The sequence below is a fragment of the Rhodococcus sp. NCIMB 12038 genome, assembly GCF_002165735.1.
Lineage (GTDB): Bacteria > Actinomycetota > Actinomycetes > Mycobacteriales > Mycobacteriaceae > Rhodococcus_F.
On sequence record NZ_NHML01000039.1, the window covers coordinates 38,564 to 58,941 of the forward strand.

General features: G+C 65.9%; 18 protein-coding genes. 10 read left to right on the plus strand and 8 right to left on the minus strand.

All coding sequences use genetic code 11. The features are described from left to right. Nucleotides 1-54 precede the first annotated feature (54 nt). From CA951_RS37625 to CA951_RS37635, 3 genes are read left to right on the plus strand one after another with little or no spacing between them, the layout of a single operon-like run. Nucleotides 55-2,613, plus strand: a complete 2,559-nt coding sequence (locus CA951_RS37625; protein WP_256974244.1) for an ATP-binding protein — start codon at nucleotides 55-57, stop codon at nucleotides 2,611-2,613. Then, nucleotides 2,589-3,008, plus strand: a complete 420-nt coding sequence (locus CA951_RS37630; protein ID WP_087561704.1) for a roadblock/LC7 domain-containing protein — start codon at nucleotides 2,589-2,591, stop codon at nucleotides 3,006-3,008. Before CA951_RS37625 ends, CA951_RS37630 begins: the two co-directional genes overlap by 25 nt. Continuing rightward, nucleotides 3,005-3,616, plus strand: a complete 612-nt coding sequence (locus CA951_RS37635) for an ATP/GTP-binding protein (protein WP_087561705.1) — start codon at nucleotides 3,005-3,007, stop codon at nucleotides 3,614-3,616. Before CA951_RS37630 ends, CA951_RS37635 begins: the two co-directional genes overlap by 4 nt. A 5-nt stretch (nucleotides 3,617-3,621) precedes the next feature. Here the strand turns inward: CA951_RS37635 and CA951_RS37640 are convergent, their stop codons facing one another. Continuing rightward, entirely contained in the window at nucleotides 3,622-7,095 is a 3,474-nt protein-coding gene (locus CA951_RS37640) for a serine/threonine-protein kinase (RefSeq protein ID WP_087561706.1), read from the minus strand. Between the two features lie 99 nt (nucleotides 7,096-7,194). Further along, on the minus strand, nucleotides 7,195-7,650 hold the full coding sequence (locus CA951_RS37645; protein ID WP_143543159.1) for a hypothetical protein: 456 nt from the start codon (nucleotides 7,648-7,650) through the stop codon (nucleotides 7,195-7,197). A 156-nt stretch (nucleotides 7,651-7,806) separates the two neighbouring features. On the opposite strand from CA951_RS37645, the gene CA951_RS37650 reads away from it, so the two are divergent. Then, nucleotides 7,807-8,778, plus strand: coding sequence for a hypothetical protein (locus CA951_RS37650; RefSeq protein WP_143543160.1), 972 nt, complete (start codon nucleotides 7,807-7,809; stop codon nucleotides 8,776-8,778). 143 nt (nucleotides 8,779-8,921) lie between these two features. Further along, nucleotides 8,922-9,728, plus strand: a complete 807-nt coding sequence (locus tag CA951_RS37655) for an IclR family transcriptional regulator (RefSeq protein ID WP_087561709.1) — start codon at nucleotides 8,922-8,924, stop codon at nucleotides 9,726-9,728. 7 nt (nucleotides 9,729-9,735) lie between these two features. Here CA951_RS37655 and CA951_RS37660 read toward each other — a convergent pair whose 3' ends face one another. Continuing rightward, on the minus strand, nucleotides 9,736-10,530 hold the full coding sequence (locus CA951_RS37660; RefSeq protein WP_087561710.1) for an IclR family transcriptional regulator: 795 nt from the start codon (nucleotides 10,528-10,530) through the stop codon (nucleotides 9,736-9,738). A gap of 102 nt (nucleotides 10,531-10,632) precedes the next feature. Here CA951_RS37660 and CA951_RS37665 point away from each other — a divergent pair, with 102 nt between their 5' ends. The 5 genes from CA951_RS37665 (at nucleotide 10,633) to CA951_RS37685 (ending at nucleotide 14,984) form a co-directional block, all read left to right on the plus strand. Further along, nucleotides 10,633-11,430, plus strand: a complete 798-nt coding sequence (locus tag CA951_RS37665) for a 2-keto-4-pentenoate hydratase (RefSeq protein WP_087561711.1) — start codon at nucleotides 10,633-10,635, stop codon at nucleotides 11,428-11,430. Beyond that, nucleotides 11,427-12,233 carry a 2-keto-4-pentenoate hydratase gene (locus CA951_RS37670; protein ID WP_087561712.1) on the plus strand — a complete coding sequence of 269 codons (807 nt, stop codon included), beginning with the start codon at nucleotides 11,427-11,429 and terminating at the stop codon, nucleotides 12,231-12,233. The genes CA951_RS37665 and CA951_RS37670 overlap by 4 nt, the downstream gene beginning before the upstream one ends. A 4-nt stretch (nucleotides 12,234-12,237) precedes the next feature. After that, on the plus strand, nucleotides 12,238-12,435 hold the full coding sequence (locus CA951_RS37675; protein WP_087561713.1) for a 2-hydroxymuconate tautomerase family protein: 198 nt from the start codon (nucleotides 12,238-12,240) through the stop codon (nucleotides 12,433-12,435). A gap of 127 nt (nucleotides 12,436-12,562) precedes the next feature. Then, complete coding sequence (locus CA951_RS37680; protein WP_087561733.1) at nucleotides 12,563-13,825, plus strand: acyl-CoA dehydrogenase family protein; 1,263 nt, start codon at nucleotides 12,563-12,565, stop codon at nucleotides 13,823-13,825. Between the two features lie 178 nt (nucleotides 13,826-14,003). Next, complete coding sequence (locus tag CA951_RS37685) at nucleotides 14,004-14,984, plus strand: helix-turn-helix domain-containing protein (RefSeq protein WP_087561714.1); 981 nt, start codon at nucleotides 14,004-14,006, stop codon at nucleotides 14,982-14,984. Nucleotides 14,985-15,046: 62 nt separating this feature from the next. Here the strand turns inward: CA951_RS37685 and CA951_RS37690 are convergent, their stop codons facing one another. From CA951_RS37690 to CA951_RS37710, 5 genes are all read right to left on the minus strand, one after another. Further along, nucleotides 15,047-16,210 (minus strand): NAD(P)/FAD-dependent oxidoreductase, encoded by a 1,164-nt coding sequence (locus CA951_RS37690; protein WP_087561715.1) that lies wholly within the window; start codon nucleotides 16,208-16,210, stop codon nucleotides 15,047-15,049. Nucleotides 16,211-16,213: 3 nt separating this feature from the next. Then, nucleotides 16,214-16,408 (minus strand): ferredoxin, encoded by a 195-nt coding sequence (locus CA951_RS37695; protein WP_087561716.1) that lies wholly within the window; start codon nucleotides 16,406-16,408, stop codon nucleotides 16,214-16,216. A gap of 50 nt (nucleotides 16,409-16,458) precedes the next feature. Further along, a complete protein-coding gene (locus CA951_RS37700) occupies nucleotides 16,459-17,676 on the minus strand; it encodes a cytochrome P450 (RefSeq protein ID WP_087561717.1) in 1,218 nt (405 codons plus the stop codon). Nucleotides 17,677-17,720: 44 nt separating this feature from the next. Next, nucleotides 17,721-18,539, minus strand: a complete 819-nt coding sequence (locus CA951_RS37705) for an alpha/beta hydrolase (RefSeq protein WP_087561718.1) — start codon at nucleotides 18,537-18,539, stop codon at nucleotides 17,721-17,723. 306 nt (nucleotides 18,540-18,845) lie between these two features. Further along, on the minus strand, nucleotides 18,846-19,931 hold the full coding sequence (locus CA951_RS37710; RefSeq protein WP_087561719.1) for a VOC family protein: 1,086 nt from the start codon (nucleotides 19,929-19,931) through the stop codon (nucleotides 18,846-18,848). Nucleotides 19,932-20,378 lie beyond the last annotated feature (447 nt).

Here is a 20,378-nt window from a genome sequence, read left to right on the forward strand (position 1 = left end):
CGTCACGAGCGGCGGCGGTCACGGGGGATCGCAGGATGGCCGCTGCGTTGGAAGATGGCGGTTGTGTTGATCGTTCCACTCACTGTTGCCGCTGCGCTCGGTGGTCTTCGCGTTGACCAGAGCCTGCGTACGGCAGCAAACTTCACAACGGTCGCCGATCGGGTCAAGATGCTCCCGCTTCTGGTCGAGTTGGACGGGGACGCGTCCGTCGTTATGGGAACGCTGGCACAGCGCACGATTACCCCGGCGATGATCGACAGTCTCGACAGGTCGATCGAAGTGGTGGAACAGGTAGGTCCGGAGGCCGGGCTCGACGAGGGTACGGTCGCGGACGTCGGGACCGCCCTCTCCGATGCACGTGCTTTGAGCGCGCAGGCCAAGCAGGGATCGACATCGACGGCGGCTCTCACCGAACAGCTCGCCTCAATCCGCGCTGCCTTGTCGAGGGTGGTGTCCGCCATCACTGAGCCGATCGCCGACCCCGAGGTCGTCGTCGAGACCGGGCGTATCGAGGACCTGTGGTCGGCCCAGAAGCTGATCTCCGCTGAGGGCCTGTCTGTCGTCGCATCCTCGGCAGTTCTTGCCGGTGAATCCGCTGGAACTCTGGAGGCCGAGGGCGCCAACCTGCTCGCACACTTGAGGACCGAATCCGCACTTCTCGACCAGGTCGCGCAAAGGTATTCGCCCGATGACCCGACCGTTGCAGCACTACGGAGAGGCATCAACGATCGAACCGCATTGTTGCAGAATGCCACTCGACGCGAGAGTGCCGATCAGGCCCTGGCCGGTCTCAAGTACTCGCTGTTCGACAGTATCGACGATTACTCCAGCGCAGTCGCCACGGCGTCCGCTGGTCTCAGTGATGCGGTTGCGGCCAAATCGGATACGTTGCGGACCAGCGCGTGGCGGGACCTGACTGTTGTGACCTTGCTGCTGCTCGCCGCGATTCTGCTCGCCGTGGTCGTGGCTCGATCGTTGCTCATGCCGCTACGACGACTGCGGCACGGTGCTCTCCAAGTGGCTCACGCAGACCTTCCGGACGCGGTCGAACGACTCAAGTCCGGGACGGACATTGCAACGCTGGAAGTCGACCCCATCGACGTCCACACCCACGAAGAGATTGGTCAGGTCGCCCGCGCCATCGATGACATCCACAACCAAGCCCTCCTGCTCGCCGGCGAACAGGCGCACCTGAGGCTGCAGATGAACAATGTCTTCGAAACGCTCGCTCGCCGCAGCAGGTCCCTGATCGACCTGCAACTGGAGATGATCGAACAACTCGAGTTCGAAGAACGCGACCCCAAGCGCCTCGACAATCTCTTCCGGCTCGACCACCTCGCCACACGGATGCGCCGAAATGGCGACAACCTGCTGATCCTGGCAGGCAACAGCAACCGCCGCGGTCGCCCGACTCCGATCCAACTGGGCGATGCGGTGCGTGCGTCCATTTCCGAGGTGGAGCACTACCAGCGCGTTCACGTCGGTGCGGCGCCACCTGTGGCCCTGACCGGCGCTGCGGGCAGGGACCTCGTGCATGTCCTGGCCGAGCTATTGGACAACTCGTTGCACTTCTCACCGCCAGACAGTGCGGTGACGACCACCTGCGCGCGCACCATCGACGGCGGTGTCGTCATCGAGATCGTGGACCGCGGAATCGGCATGTCACCGAACGACCTTCGGGAACTCAACGATCGAATCGCTTCGACACCAGAGGTCACTCCTGACACAGCTCGCCACATGGGCCTGTTCGTCGTCAGCGAATTGGCCAAGCGTCACGACATCAGCGTCACCCTCCGGCCGACGCTGGACCGGCCGCGCAATGCGGGAATCACCGCCTCGGTCCACGTTCCCGGAGACGTACTGACTTCTGCTGTCGAGCCTCGAGTCCAGGCCATCCCCACCACGCCCAAGGCTGCTGGTCTGTATGGCGATCACACGTCCCACGATAACGCCGCAGTTCTTGCCGAAGTGGGAGCCGCCACCGTCCAGGATCGCCCTTCAAGCCCGAGACCGACACCTCCCGCAGACAGTAATGCGCGACGATCGGAGGCGCCCGCACCCGGCGCTCTACCCCGCCGTCGACCCGGTGCGACCGGAATCGTCACCTCCCCACAACCTCACGCCGAACCAACACCGCCGGCGAGCCCGCCGGGGAGAGACGAGCCTGCCCCTCGACATCGCTTGGACACGGTGCGGACGGCATCGTTCTTCCAGCCACGACTGCTCGAGCATGCCGCATCGGAAGATCCGACGACACAGACTCCGATCTTCGCCAGTCTCGCTCCCCTGTGGCTGACCGACCCCACCAAGACCGCCACCAAGGTTCCGCAGCGGTGGGTCACCCGAGCAGATACCGGCTGGTCGGCCGCGCGGCGCGCCGCGCAGGGCCCCCAGGCGCCGGTCACAGACAGTGGTCTTCCGCAACGCGTGCCCGGGCAACGCCTGGTCCCCGGCGGTGTCAACGCCGACGACCAGGCACCGATTCGCGTCCGCACGCCCGAGGCGGTCCGCGCACGCCTCACCCGACATCAGAGCGGTGTTCGAGCAGGTAGGACCGGCACACGTCCAGTCCTTGGATCGTTCGACCAATGGCAACAGGAGGAATCGTCGTGACGAGTCGTGGCACGCTGGACTGGTTGGTATCGAATTTCGCCAGCGACGTCCCCCGCGTGACGCATGCCGTGCTGGTCTCGGCCGATGGCCTGCTGATGGCCGCGAGCGCGCATTTGCCACTCGATCGGGCCGAACAGCTCGCCGCGGTGACATCGGGCCTTGCCAGCCTCTCGGCCGGCGTTTCGACGCTGTTCGAGGGCGGTGGTGTCTTGCAGTCGGTCGTCGAGATGCAGCACGGTTATCTGCTGTTGATGAGTGTCGGGGACGGCTCGCAGCTTGCCGCCCTGACTTCAGCCGAGTGTGACATCGGGCAGGTTGGTTACGAGATGGCAATTTTGGTCGAACGGGTCGGATCCGAAATCGAGGCCATGCCTCGTTCGGCAGTTCGGTCATGATTCCGTCAGGGTTACGTTCGGCCCGCCCCGACTTCTCGGCCGACCGGGTCACGTCGGCCAAGATCGTCATCGCGGGCGGGTTCGGTGTCGGGAAGACCACCTTGGTCGGGTCGGTGTCCGAAATCGTTCCGTTGCGGACCGAAGCGATGGTCACCGACGCCAGCACCGACGTGGACAGCGTCAGGGCAACCCCGCAGAAGGTGACCACCACCGTCGCAATGGATTTCGGACGCCTCACGCTGGCAGACGATTTGATCCTCTACCTCTTCGGAACACCGGGCCAGCACCGGTTCTGGTTCATGTGGGACGACCTCGTGCGCGGAGCGATCGGCGCGATAGTTCTGATCGACACCCGCCGACTCGACGACAGTTTCGCCGCTGTCGACTATTTCGAATCCCGCGGACTTCCCTTTCCGGTTGCTGTCAATGAGTTCGATGACGCTCCGTCATACCCGTTGGATGACATCCGGGCCGCGCTGGCAGTCGCGGACGACGTGCCGATCATCTGCGTCGACGCGCGCAACCGTGCCTCGGTCAAGACTTCGCTCCTCGAGATCACGGCATACGCCCTCCAGGCGTTGAACAATCGCGTGTCTCATTCGCACTGACGCGATCAGGTCGGTTGCTTCTCCAGTTCGGCAAGATACTCGTCCAAGGCGGAGGACACCGGAGCGCCAACGCCATGCGTCCGGAGCCCTCGAGCCAACCGGCTCACCGCAGGTCCGGCGTCGAGTACCGGTCGGACCAGCCCGAGTCGCGCGCACTGTTCGGCGAGCGGCCACAGCTCCGTCAACGCGGCCTCCTCTCGTCCTGCGGCAGCCAACACTTCTACCTTCAGCAAGGCGGCATTGAGGAATGCGCGGGGGCGGGCCTGCGGATCGATCGACTCGACGAGGGCAAGCACCCTGGCACATATCTCGTCCAGGTCCTGCACGTCGGACTGGGTAATCAGGGCCTCGCGGATCATCGAGTCCTCCTCCAATTCCGAGGTGAGGACGACGATTCCGTTGTCCCGATCGATGCGAGGTCGGATCCCGCGGTCGATCGCCTGCGCACTGGATGCCGCCCCTCCGAGCCCGGCCCGGACTCGTTCGTTGGCGATCCGCGCCTCCAGTCGAGGCAACCGCAATCGTTGCGCCAGCCGGTCGCCCTCGTCGAGACGCGACTTCGCCGCGTCCCTCTGCTCGAGCAGGCGCTTCAGGCGTGCACCCGTCCCATAGGTGGCGAGCATGAAGTCGACGGTGCCACCCTCCGCCCCCAGAGTGTGACTGCGATCGAGGAGACGGTCCGCTTCCGCGAGGTGCCCTTGTTCGTACAGCAGGTCGCCGAGCAGCGCGGCGGTGAGCCGGGTGCCGTAACCGAGACCCTCTTCGGCGTCGGTGGCCAGTGCCATGGCGTGCCGGAAGCTGGCCTCCGCGGCCTGCAGATCGAGTTGTTCCCGTGCCGCGATCCCGGCCATGCAGTATCCGTAGATGACGCTGAACGGGCCGCTCGAGCGCTGATGGAAAGGAAGCGCCCATTTCTGCCATCGGCGAGCGTCGTCGAAGTCGAAACGATAGATCGCGCGGAAGGAGGCGACGTCGGCGGCTCCGCACAGTACCCAGGGTCGCAGGGTGCTCGCCCGTGCCATGCATCCCTCGACGGCCTCGTCGAGGCCGTCGATCTCGTCGTCGAAAACGGTGACGGTGGCCCGGATGAAGGCGGCCTCGACGCACATATCCACCGTCGCCTGATCGTCCCCCGCGGTGACAAGAGCTGTTTCCGCGATGGAGAGTAATTGTTCGGCGTCGCGTGGGTGGTGGAGCAATGCGTGCGCCCAAGCGAGCGCGATCTGGAGGCGGGGCCGGTCGGTGGTTGGTTTGGTCGGCAGTTTCGCGGCGAGGCCGAGGAGCGTTCCCATTTGCGACTGCTCGAGCAGGTCCATTGCGGCGTCTTCGACGAGCGTGACGGCGTCGTCCTCGTCTCCTGCGAGGAGGTAGTGGTCGACAGCCTGGCTGAGAAGGTGTCGGTCGGCGAACCACCCGCCTGCTTTCCGATGCAGCTCGGCCACCCGGTTTGGATCGTCACGCTCGAGGCGGTGTTGGAGGAATTCGGCGAACAGGTGGTGATAACGGAACCACTCACCGTCGTCGTCGAGGCGTCGCAGGAACAGGTCCCGTGACTCGATGTCCTCGAGTTTTGCTTGGCCTTCCTGGTCGGTGGTGAGTACGCGTGCCAAGCTGCTGCAGGTCTTCTCGGTGATCGAGGTTGCGAGTAGAAAATCGAGGGTTCCTCGATCGAGGCTACCGAGCACGTTGTCGGCCAGGTACTCGCCGATGGCGCGGTTCCCTCCGGTCAGGTGCTCGATCAACTCGCGGGGGTGCGGGTGATCGCGCAGTGCCAGCGAGACCAGCTGCAGTGCGGCCGCCCACCCGTCTGTCGACTGTTCGAGTTCGACGATGTCGGGTTCGCCCAAGTCGAGTCCGGAGCGGTCGACGAGCAATTGGGTCGACTCGTGAACATCGAAACGCAGTGCTGTGGAGTCTATTTCGATGAGTTCGTTGTGCACACCCATTCTACTGAGTGGCAGACCGAGCCGGGTGCGGCTGGTGACGATCAGGTGCAGGTGGTGGCAGCCGTGCTCGAGCAGGAATGCCAGCGCCGATCGCGTGTCCTCGTTTGTCACACGGTGCCAGTCGTCGATGACGAGGGCGACGTGGTGGTCGGCGGAATGGAGCCTGTCGATCAACGAGGTGAGGACATACCGTTCGCAGTTGGCGCCGTGGATCTCGATCTCCCGCACCAGTTCCCGGCCAAGGGATGGTTGCGCGACCGCGATGGCCTCGATCAGGTGGGTGAGGAACCAGATGAGCGTGTTGTCGTCGTTGTCGATCGTCAGCCACGCAGTTGCCACACCCTGTCCTCGGAGTGCCTCGATGCGCTGGGCGGCGAGTGTGCTCTTGCCGAACCCCGCGGGTGCATGAATGAGCACGAGACGGGGGCGGCCGCTGCGGTGCAGGCGCTCGAGCAGGTGGGTGCGCGCCACCGCCGCTCCCGGTGTGACAGGTGGGCGGTACTTGGTGGATGCACTCGGCGGCAGCGGTTCGAGTCGGGCGCCGCCGGCGGGTCGGTACCGAAGGTATTCCGACTTCCCGCCCCCGCCCCCGATCTCGTTCGAGGGCCGGAAGGGGCGGTCGTCGTCACCGGCCAGGGGAAGCGGCAGGCCGGCCAGCTCGAGTCCGATCTGTTCCCCCGCCCCGCGGAGTACGGCGCCCAGCTCGGCGGCGGTGGCAGGGCGATCTGCGGGGTCGCGGGCCATCGCCGTCTCGATCACGGCGCAGACGGCGTCGGGGATGCCCTTGTCCCGGAGATCGGGCAACGGCTCGGTGCCGATGCGCAGGAGTTGGGCGAAGACCTGTTCACCCCGGCGACGGGCGTAGGCGGGGCGGCCGGCGAGGGCGGTGAACAGTGTTGCACCAAGTCCGTAGACGTCGGAAACGGCCGAGGCGTTGGAGCCGCTGAGCAGTTCCGGAGCGGTGTAGGCCGGCGACCCGGCCATCAGTCCGTTCCGGGTGGTCTCCTCGCCTCCGGTGATGCGGGCGATGCCGAAGTCGGTCAGCTGCGGTTCGCCGTACTCGGTCAGCAGAATATTGGCCGGTTTGATGTCGCGATGCAGCACTCCCCCGCGGTGCGCGGTTTCGAGAGCACCGGCGAGCTTGACGCCGACAGCGAGTACCTCGGCCGCAGTCAGCGACCCGTGCGCGGCAATCCACGATTCGAGGGAGTCTCGGCGATGGAACGGCATCACGATGTAGGGGCGTCCGGTGTAGGTGATTCCGGCTTGCAGGACGTGGACGATGTTCGGGTGCCCGGACAACCTCCCCATTGCCTGCTGCTCGCGCAGGAAGCGGGCGCGATCCATGTGGTCCGGATCCGGACTCAAGACTTTGACGGCAACCAATCGGTCGAGGGATGGTTGCCGGCACCGGTACACGATGCCGAAGCCGCCACGGCCGGCGATGCACGCGTCCTCGAAACCCTCGGCCGCTAACTCCGCAACGATGTCGGCGTCGACCTGGCGTTGAGTGCTCTCGGTGTCGTCCGGCATGGTTGGCCCTCAGCGCGTCGCGGCCGGTTCGTCGATGCGCCGCGTCCGGGCTGACCAACGGTTGCCCATGGGGTCTCCTCAGGATGCGACTACCCCATTCTATGTATCGGCGGCCTCACCGGAGGAAAAGAACCGGCGAAATCGAGACGTGGCGATCCTGCAGTAGACGCAACCGAGCACCACTGCTGCGGTCCCCACGACCCCGAAGGCGGTTCCCGGCGAGAGAAGGACGTCGTGCGACCAGCACGGAGACGTCACCGAACTGCTCACAAGACTGAGCTGGAGCTCCACGGCGCCGCTGAGCACCAGGTAGGGCCCCATCACTCGACTCGAGTACACCACCGCGAAGGTGAGCAGGCCGAGAAGGACCAGACCGAGGCTGATCGGGCGACCCGTCGTGACCGTCACGAGCAGTCCTGTGGTCGTGGATGCAGCCGCGAATGCTGCGCAGGCCATCTGCGCGGGTGACCAGTTCGGTGACACCAGTCGATCCGGTATGTCGTGTGCTTCCACCAGATGCCCCCGGGCGTGGTTGACGGCGTGACTTCTCGTCACGTTATGAGGGCGGTTCGTTGGTCGGCACGCACTGTTGTCATCGCCGGCGTTGCGGCCCGGATCCGTACCTCGCTGTCCGGGATAGCCGAACCCGATCGCGGGCGCATGGTGCGATGGCACAGAGTGTGTGGCATGCAACACTCCTCGGTGATTCGGATGAGCAACAATGGTGGGCCGCGGCTCTCGCTCGCGAGCTCGGACCGGCGTCGTGTCGCGGTGATCGGTGGGCATGGTGGCCGAGAGTTTGCCGAAAGCCTCGCCGACCGGTGCGGGGGCGGGCTGTCGGTGGACATCTTGGTCTCGAGCCTGGTCGCCGACGACCGGTACGGCGTCGAGCGCGTGTGCTCGCAGGTCCGTACCATCGTGGTTCCGGAACTGGAGTCCGTCAGCCGGGGCGATCTGATTGCCCGCTACGACGCCGTGGTGTACGCGTTCACCTCGTTCCGGGACAGACCTCTGCCGGTCCCGGGGGCAGGGCTCGGGGGCAGTGTATGGGCCGATGACATCACCGATGATCCGGCGGGAGTCCCGGATTGGTCTCGGGCGATCGTGGTGGGCTTGGGGCAGCGAGCCTGCGCCGCCGTCCGGGCGGTGGCCCGCTCCGCCCGCCGAGGAGGTGCCCAGGAGATTGTCGTACTCGGAGGTTGTCTTCCCGGGCAGCGGGCTGTGGTCGACGGTCTACCGGCGCGGCTGGAGGGTGTCGCAATCGACGTTCGTGGGCAGGGCCGGCTCCTACAGATACGGGGTCGTGGCCACGTCGATGCGGTGGTGACCAGAGAGCGGGATGGGTCCTCACAGGTGCGTGCCGCGCAACTGGTGGTGAACGCGACGGGTGAGCTTCCCGCGGTGATGGCGGGACTGCCCATGCACTCGTCCGGGCTCATTGCGCACGAAGGTGGATGTATCGCGGGGACGGCACACGAGTTCGTGCTCGGCCCTTTGCAGAGCCGGGGCGCCACAGCAGAAGAAGACGCTCGGGCAAGTGGGGTCGTCGCCGACCAGGTTGCTCGGCGGCTTCATGATTGCCGGGGGGCGTGGTCGCAGGTCGATCCATTCGAGTGGCTCGAATTCCGGCACTGTGCCGTAGTCGCCGCCGACCTATCGCGGGCGGCGGTGATGGCGAGCTGAACACCCCCGTCAGTCGGCACGGCCGATACTCCCACCAGTTCGTGCCGGTCACCGGCACGAACTGGTGGACCCGCGTGTGAGCTGCCGCACATACTCGGGGGGCGACGGCGTACTTGGTCGTCGCCAACGCGAAAGGAAGTATTGTGGCGCCTCTCCAAACGGTTCAGAAAATCGGCCCTGTTCTGGACTTGTTCACCGTGTCCCGTCCGGAATGGGGGGCGTCAGAGGTCGCCGCGGCCATCGACGTCCCGCGATCCAGTGCCCATGCCCTGCTGTCCTCTCTCGTCGAGACGGGGCTGCTGCAGTGCCGTAACCGCGGCCGTTACCGGATCGGCTGGCGGGTGGTCGAGTTGAGTCAGACCCTCAAGGGCACCGTCGATGTGCGTTCCTGTGCCGCTTCGGTTCTCCAGGATCTTGCGCACAAGTACGGTGAGACCACACACCTGGCCGTCATGGAACGCTACCGGGTGCTGTACGTGGACAAGGTGCTCGGCAATCACGTCATCAACGTCGCCGGCGCCCGGGTGGGCGCCCATCTGGAACCACATTGCAGCGCCGTCGGCAAGATTCTTCTGGCACAGTGCGATCCCGGAGAGGTCGAGCGCAACATCACCAACAAGCCGTTGCGGCGCCTGACCCCGTCGACGATCACCAACCCGGCATCCCTGGCGCAGGAATTGCGGTCGGTCCTGCGGTCCGGGTGTGCGTTCGACGCCGGCGAGGCGGTCCCGGAGGTGCACTGTGTCGCCGCCCCGGTCCGAGACGAGATGGGGCTGGTCGTCGCTGCGGTGAGCATGAGCGTGCCGGCGAGCCGGTTCGTCCCTGCGCAAACGGAATTCAAGAACGCCGTCGTCGCCGCGGGCGCCGAGATCTCCCGGGCGATCGCGAACTCCGCGGACCCGGTGCTACAGACCGAACGCGACGATCCGACCGTCGCCGCCGTCAGCTGAGCGAGGTTCAGCCCGACCGCATCGACAGATACCGCGATAGGCTCAGCGCCGCGGTCCGCACGGCGGCCGCCGAATGATCGAGATTGATGCGAGTGTGCCACCCGGACACCGATATTCCGGCAACGACCTGACCGCCCAATCCGAAGACCGGGCAGGCCACACAGGCGACACCGGCCCGCGATTCCTCGAGGTCGTAGGCCACTCCGCGCTCGCGGATCCGGGCCAGTTCCGCAGCGAACCGTCCCGGGGTGACGATGGTGCGTTCACTGAGCCGGGGTAGGCCCGCGGCGAGGATCTGATCGACGACCGCCTGGTCGGAGAAGGCGAGGATCGCCTTGCCGATCCCGGTGCCGTGTGCGGGCCAGCGGCCGCCCATCCGGGTCGGCAGCGGCGGCGCGTTCGGGCTGTGCAGAACCTCGAGATACACCACACTGTCACCGTCGAGGACCGCGAAGTGGACGGAATGACCGGTCGCTTCCTGCAGGTCCGCCATGAACGGGCGGGCCGCCTCCCGCAGATCGCGTTGGCGGGGCACGTGCTGACCGAGCTCGAAGAGCTTCAGCCCGAGGCGGTACCGGGTGCCCTGGCGTTCGAGCAGTTTGGCGCCGTGCAGTGCCTTGAGCATTCTCTGCACACTCGATTTGGGCAGCCCGCAGCGGCGCGCGATCTCCGACACCCCGAGCGCCCCTTCGGCCCCACCGAGTGTGTCGAGGACGGCGACCGCCCGGGCGATGGACCCGGCGTCCCCGGCCGCCGCAGCACCGGCCGTATTGTGCCGGTCATCGGCACATTCGTCTTGCATAACGGCCCATAATGCCCCAATGTGAGATGTCAGTGCAACAGCTCACACCCCGCGGAGCTGGGACGGCGCCACGGGGACGCTCCGAGGAAAGCCCGAGGTCTTATGTCCACCGACGAGGTACAAGGAGCCGCGCAGCGGCTGCTGGAGGCGTACCGCAGCGGCACGCCGATCGACCCCCTGACGCCGCAGTTCGCGAAAGCGGAACTGTCCACCGCCTACCGCATCGCCCAGGCTCAGGTCGAGCAGTGGGAGAAGGACGGCGACGCCGTCAAGGGACACAAAGTCGGGCTCGCGTCCGCCGCGATCCAACGCCAGATGGGGGTCGACCAACCCGACTTCGGTCATCTGACGGCCAGCATGTTCCATCTCGAACACCACCCGATTCCGGCCTCGTCCTACATCCAGCCGCGGATCGAACCGGAAACCGCGTTCGTCCTCGGTCGCCCGCTGACCGGCCCGGGCGTCACCATCGCCGATGCTGTCCGCGCCGTCGATTTCGTGCTTCCGGCACTCGAGATCGTCGACTCCCGGATCCGGGACTGGAAGATCGGCATCTTCGACACCATCGCCGACAACGCCTCCTCCGGTGGCGTCGTGCTCGGGAGCCGGCCGGTGCTGCTGCGCGATCTCGACCTGCGCCTGTCCGGCTGCACCCTGCACATCAACGGTGACCTGGTCGCCACCGGCGCCGGCGGTGCCGTGCTGGGCTCCCCGCTGAACTCACTGGTGTGGCTGGCCAACACCGTCGGCCCGCTCGGGGTGACCCTCGAGCCCGGCCATGTGGTGCTACCCGGGTCGATGACCAAGGCCTTCCCGATCTCGCCGGGCGATTCCATCGTCGCGAACATCAACGGACTCGGCAGCGTGTCCGCCATCCTCGGGAAGCGAGAAGAGCAGTGACCAACGAACAGCAGGCCGCCACCGATCGCTGGAGCGCCGGCCGCATCGCCGACATCCTCCTCGACGCCGAGCGCACCACCACCTCCCGCACGTCGTTGTCCGCCGAATGGCCGGGCCTGACCCTGCCCGTCGCCTACGAGGCGCAGGACATCGCACTCGCCGTCCGCAAGGCCCGAGGGGAGATCGTCACCGGCGTCAAGCTGGGGCTGACCTCGCGTGCGAAGCAGCGGCAGATGGGCGTCGACGCCCCCTCGGTGGCCTGGCTGACCGATGCCATGGCGCTGCCCGCCGGTGACCCGGTCCCCCGCAACCGGCTCATCCACCCGCGGGCGGAACCGGAGATCGCATTCGTGATGGCCCGCAGGCTCTCCGGACCCGGCGTCACCGCCGCCGAGGCACTGGCCGCGGTCGACCGGGTGGTCGGCGCGATCGAAATCATCGACAGCCGCTACGCCGGATTCAAGTTCACCCTCGAAGACGCTGTGGCGGACAACAACTCGTCGGGGGTGTACGTCACCGGGCCGATCCTCCGCCGACCCGAGGATCTCGACCTCGCGCTCGAGGCGTGCCTGCTCGAGGTGGACGGTCAGATCGTCGACACCGCCACCGGGGCTGCCGTGCAGGGACATCCGGCCGAAGCGCTCGCGTTCGCCGCGAACACCCTGGCCGAGCGGGGCCATGCCATCGAGGCCGGGTGGACCGTGCTGACCGGTGGGATGACCGACGCCATCGCCGTCGAACCGGGTGCCCGGGTCGCCGCACACTTCACCTCGCTCGGTTCCATCACCATCTCGGGAGGATAAGCGCATGCCGTTCATCGACGTCACCATCGGTCTGGGCCGATCCCCGGAACAGATCCGGACCCTGATCCACGAACTGACCGAGGCCGCGCACCGGGCGATCGACGCGCCCAAGGAGAACATCCGGGTCGTCATCCGCGAGGTACCGGAGACGCACTGGGCGGCCGGCGACGTCACCGTCGCCGAACGCCGCGCGGCGCGCTGATCGGAGTGGCCGAACAATGCTGATCGACAGGTCGGGGTCGATCAGCATTGCCGACACCGCGTTGTCCCCGGCGGCCGGTGACCGTAGACCAGTAGAGACACAGTCGTACTTCTCTCTGGGAGCCCCCGTGACCACAATTCATGCCGTCGAGGCTGACACCGATCTCGACACCTTCGATCCCCCGCGCATCGCCGACCGGCTCTACCACGATCTGCTCTCCCCACCCGAGACCGCGCAGGTGCGCCGGCGGGTGCGCCGGATCGCCGCGGACACCATCGCTCCGATCGCCAGCCGCATCGCCCGGGGCGACGAACGCATCGACGGCTTCCCCCGGGACGCGTTCGACTCGCTCGCCGCGGCCGGCGTGTTCCGCATCCCCTTTTCCGGTGATGTCGGCGGCGACGACCTGACCCACCGCGCCACCGCGACCGCCGTTGCGGTCGAGGAACTCGCGTACTACTCCAACAGCGTCGCTGCGATCTTCGACGTGCACTGCATCCTCGCGGGCAATGCGGTCAACCAGGGCACCGACGCGCAGCGTCGACGCTGGCTCGCCCCCGTGGTGGCCGGGGAGATCGTCGGGTCCTTCGCCACCAGCGAGCCCGGCGCCTCGAGCGACCTGTCCCCGATCGCGGTCACTACCGAGGCCACCCCGACCGACACCGGTTGGGTACTCAACGGCCGCAAACGGTGGATCACGAACTCCGCGGTCGCCGCCTTCGTCGTTGTACTGGCGCGCACCGGGAGTCGGTTGAGCACCTTCATCGTGCCCACCGACACCCCCGGCGTCACGATCGGCACCCCCGACCGCAAGCTGGGCAACAAGGGGCAGATCACCGCGGACGTCATCCTCGACCAGGTTCAGGTGGATTCCGACGCGATGCTCGGCGAGGAGGGCGGCGGGCTGAAGATCGCCCTGCAGACCCTCACCTACGGGCGGATCGGCATCGCTGCGGCCGGGGTCGGGATGGCGCAGGCCGCGTTCGACCATACCGCCGCTCATCTCGCGCGTCGCCACGCCTTCGGTGGCCCCCTGGCCAGCAAGCAGCACTGGCAGTTCCTGATGGCCGATCGGGCCACGGCGATAGAATCCGCGCGTGACCTGTACCTCAAGGCGGCGCTGCGTCTGGACTCCGGTGTCGCCTTCCCAGAACCGGAGGCCGCGATGGCCAAACTGCGGGGCACCGAGATTTCCGTGGAGATGGCCCGCGACGCCGTGCAGGCCTTTGGCGGGCTCGGCTTCACCCAATCCCTGGGGGCCGACGACACCGATGGACCGGTGGAGGCGTTCTACCGGGACAGCAAGATCGGCGAGATCTACGAGGGTGCCAACGAGGTCCAGAAGTGGGTGCTCGCCCGGCAGATCTTTGGACGCGAGATCACCGGCTGACCTGGTTCCGACGTGGTGCACGCGCACGCGCGTGCACCACGTCGGTGCGCCGGCGGTCGTGTCCGGGGTATCCGAACAATTGAACCCGCCGGGTACCTGTTACGTCGGATAATCCCTTCGGAGGTAAACGGTAGCCTTGATCGTGTAACACTGCGTTCATCTGAGGAGGTGATACGCGATGTCGAAGCGTGACGAGCCGGTCGACGATGCACCTGACGACGCCCAGCCACCCACACCGGTGCGCCAGGAAATGTCCGGCGGCCGCGAATGGTGGACGGATGCCCTCGCGGAAACCTACTGCGAGATGGACCCGCAGTGGGAATCGCCGCGGGGCCGTTTCGAAGCGAGACTGAGCACACGGCAGTTCGGGGATCTGTCGTTGAGCACAGTTCGCGCCCATGCACATTCGGTTCTACGGACGCCGGCGATGATCGCCGATACCGACTCAGAAGACTACTTTCTGTGCGCGGTGACCGGGGGTCCCGGGCGGATCGAACAGCATGGACGATCGATATGGCTCGACAAGGGGTCGTTCGCGGTCATCGATGCCGGGCTGCCGTTCAGGTTCGACTTTCCACAGCAGTTCGAGCAGATCGTTGTTCGCGTTCCCCGCCCCTTGCTGCTGGGACGAATGTCCGAGCGGGACGTCGACCGGGTCATGGCTCAGCCGGTGTCAGCAGTGTCTGGGGCCGGCGTCGTCGTGAGCAGGTTCCTGCAGCAAATCGCCGCTCTCGATGCCGCGGTTCCGAATGCGTCGGCAACCGCCCTGTCGGCCTCGGCTATGGACATGATCGTGACCGCATTGGCCGATACCGGTGGGGCTGTCAGTCCGACACAGCAAGCACACACTGTGGACCTACATCGCGCGCAGAATCTTCTGAAAACCCGGCTTCATGATGAAAACCTCTCCATCACCGAAGCTGCCGCCGAACTGGGGATCTCGCTACGGTACCTGCAGAAGATATTCCAGAGCACCGGGAGCACGCCGAGCGAGTGGCTTCTCCAAGCCCGCCTCGAACGCGCTCGCATGATCTTGTTGAGCACCGAAATCACCATCGGGGAACTCGCGAGCCGGGTGGGTTTCAAGGACACCTCGCACTTCAGCCGGTCGTTCCGCAATCGGTATGGGATCAGCCCGGGGCAGTATCGCCAGCGCTGACCCTGGAACAACTGCACCGGAGCCGATCCGATGATCGGTCTCCGGTGCAGTCTCGGGTCAAGTCAGGATTTCGTGCCCGCCCCGGCGAGTGTGCGCCGGTACTTCACGAAGGCCTTGTTGTCGTTCGCGGTGAACCCGGCCACCAGACCGGATTCACCGAACCCGTCCCAGTTCCATTTGCCCTCGATGCCGGTGTCGACCGGTACGAAGGTCTCGACCATGGTGACGAAACCGGCCGCTTTGAAACTGATGCCGTACTGGTCGGACCAGAACGTCGGGATCGGCGAGTACGGCGTCTTCCCGCCGACCGCGGCGAAGAGGTTTTCCGCCGCGGCGGCACCCATATCGGCCGCGTTCGACCAGTGTTCGATCCGGACCCGCTTTCCGACGCCCCGATGAGTCCAGGAGGCGACATCGCCGACTGCCACGATGTCCGGATGCCCGGAGGCGTGGCAGAACTCGTCACACACAACACTGCCCTGGTCGAGTTCGAGACCGGACCCCGTCAGCCACTCGGTGTTGGGCACCGAACCCAACGACAGCAGGACGAGGTCGGCCTCGAGGATCTGACCGTTGTCGAGTTCGACCCGCTCAACTCGGCTGCCGCCGTCGAACTTGGTCACCGCCGTGTCGCAGTAGACGTTGACGCCGTGGTCTCGGTGCAGGCGCTCGGCGAAACGGCCGATCTCGGGACCGAGCAGGGGCATCAGAGTCGGCGCCCGCTCCACTATGGTCACCGACTGCACACCGTTGACGCGGAGGCTGGACGCGACCTCGCACCCGATGAACCCGCCGCCGACGATGACCACGTTCTGGGCGTGCTGGGCGGCGGTGTGGAGGGCAATCGCATCATCGAGGCCTCGCAGCACGTGGAAGCCGTCCATCTCCGGCAGACCCGGAAGAGAACGGGCGCCGCGACCGGTCGCGATGATCAGTTTGTCGTAGCCGATCTCCCCGTCGGTGAGGTTCAGCCGCCGATTCTCCACGTCCAGCGCGGTCGCCGCGTTTCCCAAGATCCATTCGAAATCGTCCGCGGCGGTGTCGAATTCACATTCGACCGCCGACATCGTTCCGGCGAGCAGTTGCTTCGACAGGGGCGGGCGATTGTACGGGCGATGCTTTTCGTCCCCGACGATGGTGATCAGCTCGGATGTGCCGGCTTCACGCAGCCGCTGCGCTGCGCGGAGGCCGGCCAACCCGCCGCCGACGATCACTGTATTGGTCATGGCTCAACCCTCGACGCGGATGGCAGCGACCGGGCAGAGCTTGATCGCGGCGTTGACCTTGTCGCGGAGCGACTCGGCAGGCGAGTCGTCCAACAGGATCACCTCGTCACCGTCGTCGTTGAGGTCGAAGACCTCGGGGGCGGCGATGACGCACTCACCGTGGCCATCGCACATTCCGTACTCGATCTGGATCTTCATCTTCTCTTTCCTTCCCTACCTGATAGGGACGACGTCAGGACGTCGGTTCGCTAGTTCTCTTGCGCCCAGGTGATGGACAGTTCCAGCTCACCGAGGCTGCGGATGATGTTGTTCGGCTGGAAGCGGTACTTGCCGGCATGGAAACGTTCGACGTTGTCGGCGAGCACGTTGAACAACGTGATCATCTCCAACCGTGCCAGCGGCTTACCCAGGCACGCGTGCTTTCCGCGACCCCAGCCGAGGTGACCGGCCGGGTCCCGGGTGATGTCGAACGAATCCGGGTTCTCGAACTTGCGGTCATCCCTGTTCGCGGACCCGTACATCACCACCACACGCGAGCCCTCCGGAATAGCAACGCCGGCGATCTCGGTGTCCTTCGTCGCGACCCGGGTGAAGAACTGCAAGGGCGATGCCAGACGCACGATCTCGGGGATCGCGCTGGTCAGCAGGGAACGGTCCGCTCGCAGACGATCCCACTGGTCCGGGTGCTGCGCGAACAGCAGCAGGCCGATCCCGATCGCGCTGATGGTGCTGTCCACACTCGGGTAGATGTAGTCGTTCATCACTCCGCGGGCGAAGTCCTCGGGCCAGCCGACGGCCGCACCATTCTTGAACAGCTGATCCGCCCAGCCACCCTCGCGCACATTGCTCGGGAAGTTCTCGTCGGCGAACTCCATGTACCCCATCATCGTTTCCAGGGCAGGCTGGGTACGCGGGGCGTGCAGCGGGCCGATGCTGTCGAATCCGGCGACACCCCACTTGAACATCTGCTCCTGGGTGACGCCCTCGACGCCGACCAGGTCGGTGACGATCTCGATGGGCATCGCCATCGCCACGTCCGCGACACCGTCGAGGTGGTCCTTGCCCTTCAGGGATTCGACCAGGTTCTCGGCAAAGTCTTTCAGTCGCGGCTTGAGCTCTTCGAGCGGTCCCTTCTTGATGGGGCATCCCTCGACCTGACGGATCTCGTCGTGGTGATCGCCCTCGGTCTGCAGGCTGGTCTCGGTGATTCCGTTGAAGAACTGGTTGAATCCCACGCCTTCACGGGATGTGAAGGTTTCCCAGTCCGAGAGCACCGAGGACACCTCGTCGTAGCGGGCGCAGGCGTAGTACCCGTACTTTTCGAGCCAGACCACCGGGCCGGCGTCTCGCAGCTTTGCGTAGGTGGGGAAGGGATCGACGAGCACCGCGTCGACGTGGAGATCGTCGTCGAAACTCGGAATACCGGCCGGCGGTCGCTGCTGCTCGACCGCTGCATCCTGCGTCATTGTTTTTCTCCTCGAGTGTTGTCGATGGTGACGTTGTGTGGGGTTCAGCCGCGAAGGTGGGCCGAGAGGAAGGCTGCGGTGATCCCCAGGTGGTCGTGCTGGTCGAACTCGGGTCCTTCGTGGCCCGCGCCGCCGAGCACGAGGAGTGTCGAACGGGCGCCGGTGCTGACCAGGGCGTCGTGCAGCGCGTGGCTCTGCGCGGACAACGTGATCCGGTCGCGGTCACCGTGCGCGATCAGAAACGGCGGGGCCAGTGAGGTCACGCGGCTGAGTGGGCTGGCGTTCCAGGAGGTGTCCGACGGCGCCGCGACCTCGTCTTCGCCGAGCAGGGCCTTCTCGAACGGCGGTGGGAGAAGGTGGCTTTCGATCCAGCTTCGGCCGGCGTTGGCAGCCAGGTCGGACGGCCCGAACCAATGGACGACGGCGTCGACTCGGCTGGACTGATCGAGATCGTCGCCTACGACACCTTCGAGTTCGTCGTCGCCGGGGGTCAGTCCGACCATGGTGGCCAGGTATGCGCCTGCCGATGCGCCCCACACCCCGATCCGGTCGGTGGATACCCCGAGCTCAGCTCCGTGTGCGCGCAGCCATCGCACGACGGCCTTGACGTCGTGAATCGGGTTCGGGTACGAACCCTGCGGCGCGAGACGGTAGTTCGCGGAAACCACGGCGATGCCGTACGAGGCCAGTCGCGCGAGGCGGTCGTCGGCGCCGTCCTTCTTGTCGCCGAGCTGCCACCCTCCGCCATGGAGGTAGATCACCGCCGGCGGATTATCGATGTCCGGGCGGTACACATCGGCGGCGATCTCGAAACCGTCCACCTCGGCGACGCGCAGATTGGACTGCACTTGAACATCATTCATGAAGGAGCCTTCCAGAGGTCAGGTATGGAATCGACAGGGATTCGTCATGCTCGGTCCCATGGGACCCGGAGCCTGCCGCGAAGGTCATTCGCGGTTGTGCCTGTGATACACAACACTACGAGGCCGCGAGTGGGTGTGCCATGGCGTCAGGCGCACATCGTTTGGCATTCACGCGCACGGTTTGCGGTGGCGGACAGGACACCCGTCCACGGATTGGTAGATAGCCGACAGAAACGCACGAAAACGCGACGGACCGGGTGGTCCGTCGCGTTTTCGTGGATATCACGCAGTGCGGATTACGCTTCCCTACGCCGTCGGTGCGCCGGCCACCGCGCGTGAGTGGTCGATCTCGTCGCCGATCGCCTGTTCGGCCGCCGCGGCGTCGGGGCCGGGGCCGTCGGGGCCGAAGTGCGCGTACTTCTCGATGTGCTGGTCGAGCGAGAGCGGNCTCGGGGTGCCGTAGGTGAAGTACGTNTCCCACGGCAGCTTCGCNCCGCCGATCGCCAGCCCGGTGTCGATGTCGGACATCTGCCAGGTCTTGGTCTCGCCGTCCGGGTCGAGGTGCAGGTANCCGACCTCACCGAACANCTCGATGCGGTTGCCGCCGGGCTCGAAGACNTACAGGAACTGGGCCTGGGTGATGCCGTGNTTGTCGGGTCCGGCTTCGATCCGAATGTCGTAGTCGCGGAACATCTCCACNGCGTCGATGTTGTGCTGGCCGGTGCCGTAGTAGAACGCCAGGTGGTGCATCTTGCCNCGNTCACCCTGNGCGTCCCGCAGGCAGGCGACCTCGTGGCCGAGGATGTTCGAACTCATCCACGCNCCGATCTCGGTGTCGCCGTCGACGACGCGTTCGGTGGTCCGGAACCCGAGGTGGCGNTCGAAGGAGTNCTTCACCGCGNTGACGTCGCNGGCGAGCAGGTTGAGGTGGTCGATGCGCTTGACGGGGATGCCCTGNAGCGGCTTCTTCGACGGGCGGGTGAGGATCTTGGACTGCAGCTCCGGCGGGGCCTGGTACTTCTCGACCTCCCACAGCAGTTCCAGGTTGTGCCCGTCCGGGGACTGGTAGGTGAAGGTCTTGCCGTACCCGAAGTCGCTCTCACGCCATGCNCCGTCGACGTTGGCGTCCTCGAGGGAGGCTGCGCGGCGTTCGAGGGCTTCNGGGGAGCTGGTGCGCAGTGCCGCGTGGCCGAGGCCGGCCTGGGTGGATTCGGTGACCTTGAGGCTCCACTGGTACGGGTCCTCGTAGGCGCGCAGGTAGACCGACTGCCCCTCGGTGTGGGTGATGTACATGCCGAGGAACTTGGTGAAGAAGTCCACCGTCTCCTGCGGCNTGGGGCTCAGCAGTTCGGCACGGGCGAGATGGGAAATCTCGAACCGAGGGTCACTCATGTGTCATTCTCCTTCGTTGCCTGCCTGAGCAGTGTCCGCTGACCGACCGCGGGGGCAAGGGCGCTCCACCGGTCATCGAGCCAGTGCGGAGCTGCGTGTGTGGCGCTTCGGTTCGCCGATGCGGTATCGGCTTGTGTCCGATGTCACGAGCATGATCCAAGTCACCTGCCGTTCGCTACATGATCCAGAATCGCCGAACAAGCGATGGAAATCACCCCACTTCTGTTCGGAGACTGGGAAACTCTGCGTGCAGTGGATATCGGCGGCACTAGATTGCGCTTTTTGGACATTCACACCCCATGCCCGGGGGAGCAGCGCGTCCGTGGCAGGTGACCTGGTCCGAGACGCCACGCTGTCGTCAGGACTGCGCCGCGATCGCTCTCAGGCCCTTTGCAGAGGGCGGCGAGGGCAGTCGATCGCAGAAACTCGGATTCAGCACAGCGTCAC

What these genes read in the sequence shown, in the direction of transcription:
- CA951_RS37625 (WP_256974244.1), top strand. Translation starts at nt 55, where the DNA reads ATGGCGGTTGTGTTGATCGTTCCACTCACTGTTGCCGCTGCGCTCGGT.
- CA951_RS37630 (WP_087561704.1), top strand. Translation starts at nt 2,589, where the DNA reads ATGGCAACAGGAGGAATCGTCGTGACGAGTCGTGGCACGCTGGACTGG.
- CA951_RS37635 (WP_087561705.1), top strand. Translation starts at nt 3,005, where the DNA reads ATGATTCCGTCAGGGTTACGTTCGGCCCGCCCCGACTTCTCGGCCGAC.
- CA951_RS37640 (WP_087561706.1), bottom strand. Translation starts at nt 7,095, where the DNA reads ATGCCGGACGACACCGAGAGCACTCAACGCCAGGTCGACGCCGACATC.
- CA951_RS37650 (WP_143543160.1), top strand. Translation starts at nt 7,807, where the DNA reads ATGAGCAACAATGGTGGGCCGCGGCTCTCGCTCGCGAGCTCGGACCGG.
- CA951_RS37660 (WP_087561710.1), bottom strand. Translation starts at nt 10,530, where the DNA reads ATGCAAGACGAATGTGCCGATGACCGGCACAATACGGCCGGTGCTGCG.
- CA951_RS37665 (WP_087561711.1), top strand. Translation starts at nt 10,633, where the DNA reads ATGTCCACCGACGAGGTACAAGGAGCCGCGCAGCGGCTGCTGGAGGCG.
- CA951_RS37675 (WP_087561713.1), top strand. Translation starts at nt 12,238, where the DNA reads ATGCCGTTCATCGACGTCACCATCGGTCTGGGCCGATCCCCGGAACAG.
- CA951_RS37685 (WP_087561714.1), top strand. Translation starts at nt 14,004, where the DNA reads ATGTCGAAGCGTGACGAGCCGGTCGACGATGCACCTGACGACGCCCAG.
- CA951_RS37690 (WP_087561715.1), bottom strand. Translation starts at nt 16,210, where the DNA reads ATGACCAATACAGTGATCGTCGGCGGCGGGTTGGCCGGCCTCCGCGCA.
- CA951_RS37695 (WP_087561716.1), bottom strand. Translation starts at nt 16,408, where the DNA reads ATGAAGATCCAGATCGAGTACGGAATGTGCGATGGCCACGGTGAGTGC.
- CA951_RS37700 (WP_087561717.1), bottom strand. Translation starts at nt 17,676, where the DNA reads ATGACGCAGGATGCAGCGGTCGAGCAGCAGCGACCGCCGGCCGGTATT.
- CA951_RS37705 (WP_087561718.1), bottom strand. Translation starts at nt 18,539, where the DNA reads ATGAATGATGTTCAAGTGCAGTCCAATCTGCGCGTCGCCGAGGTGGAC.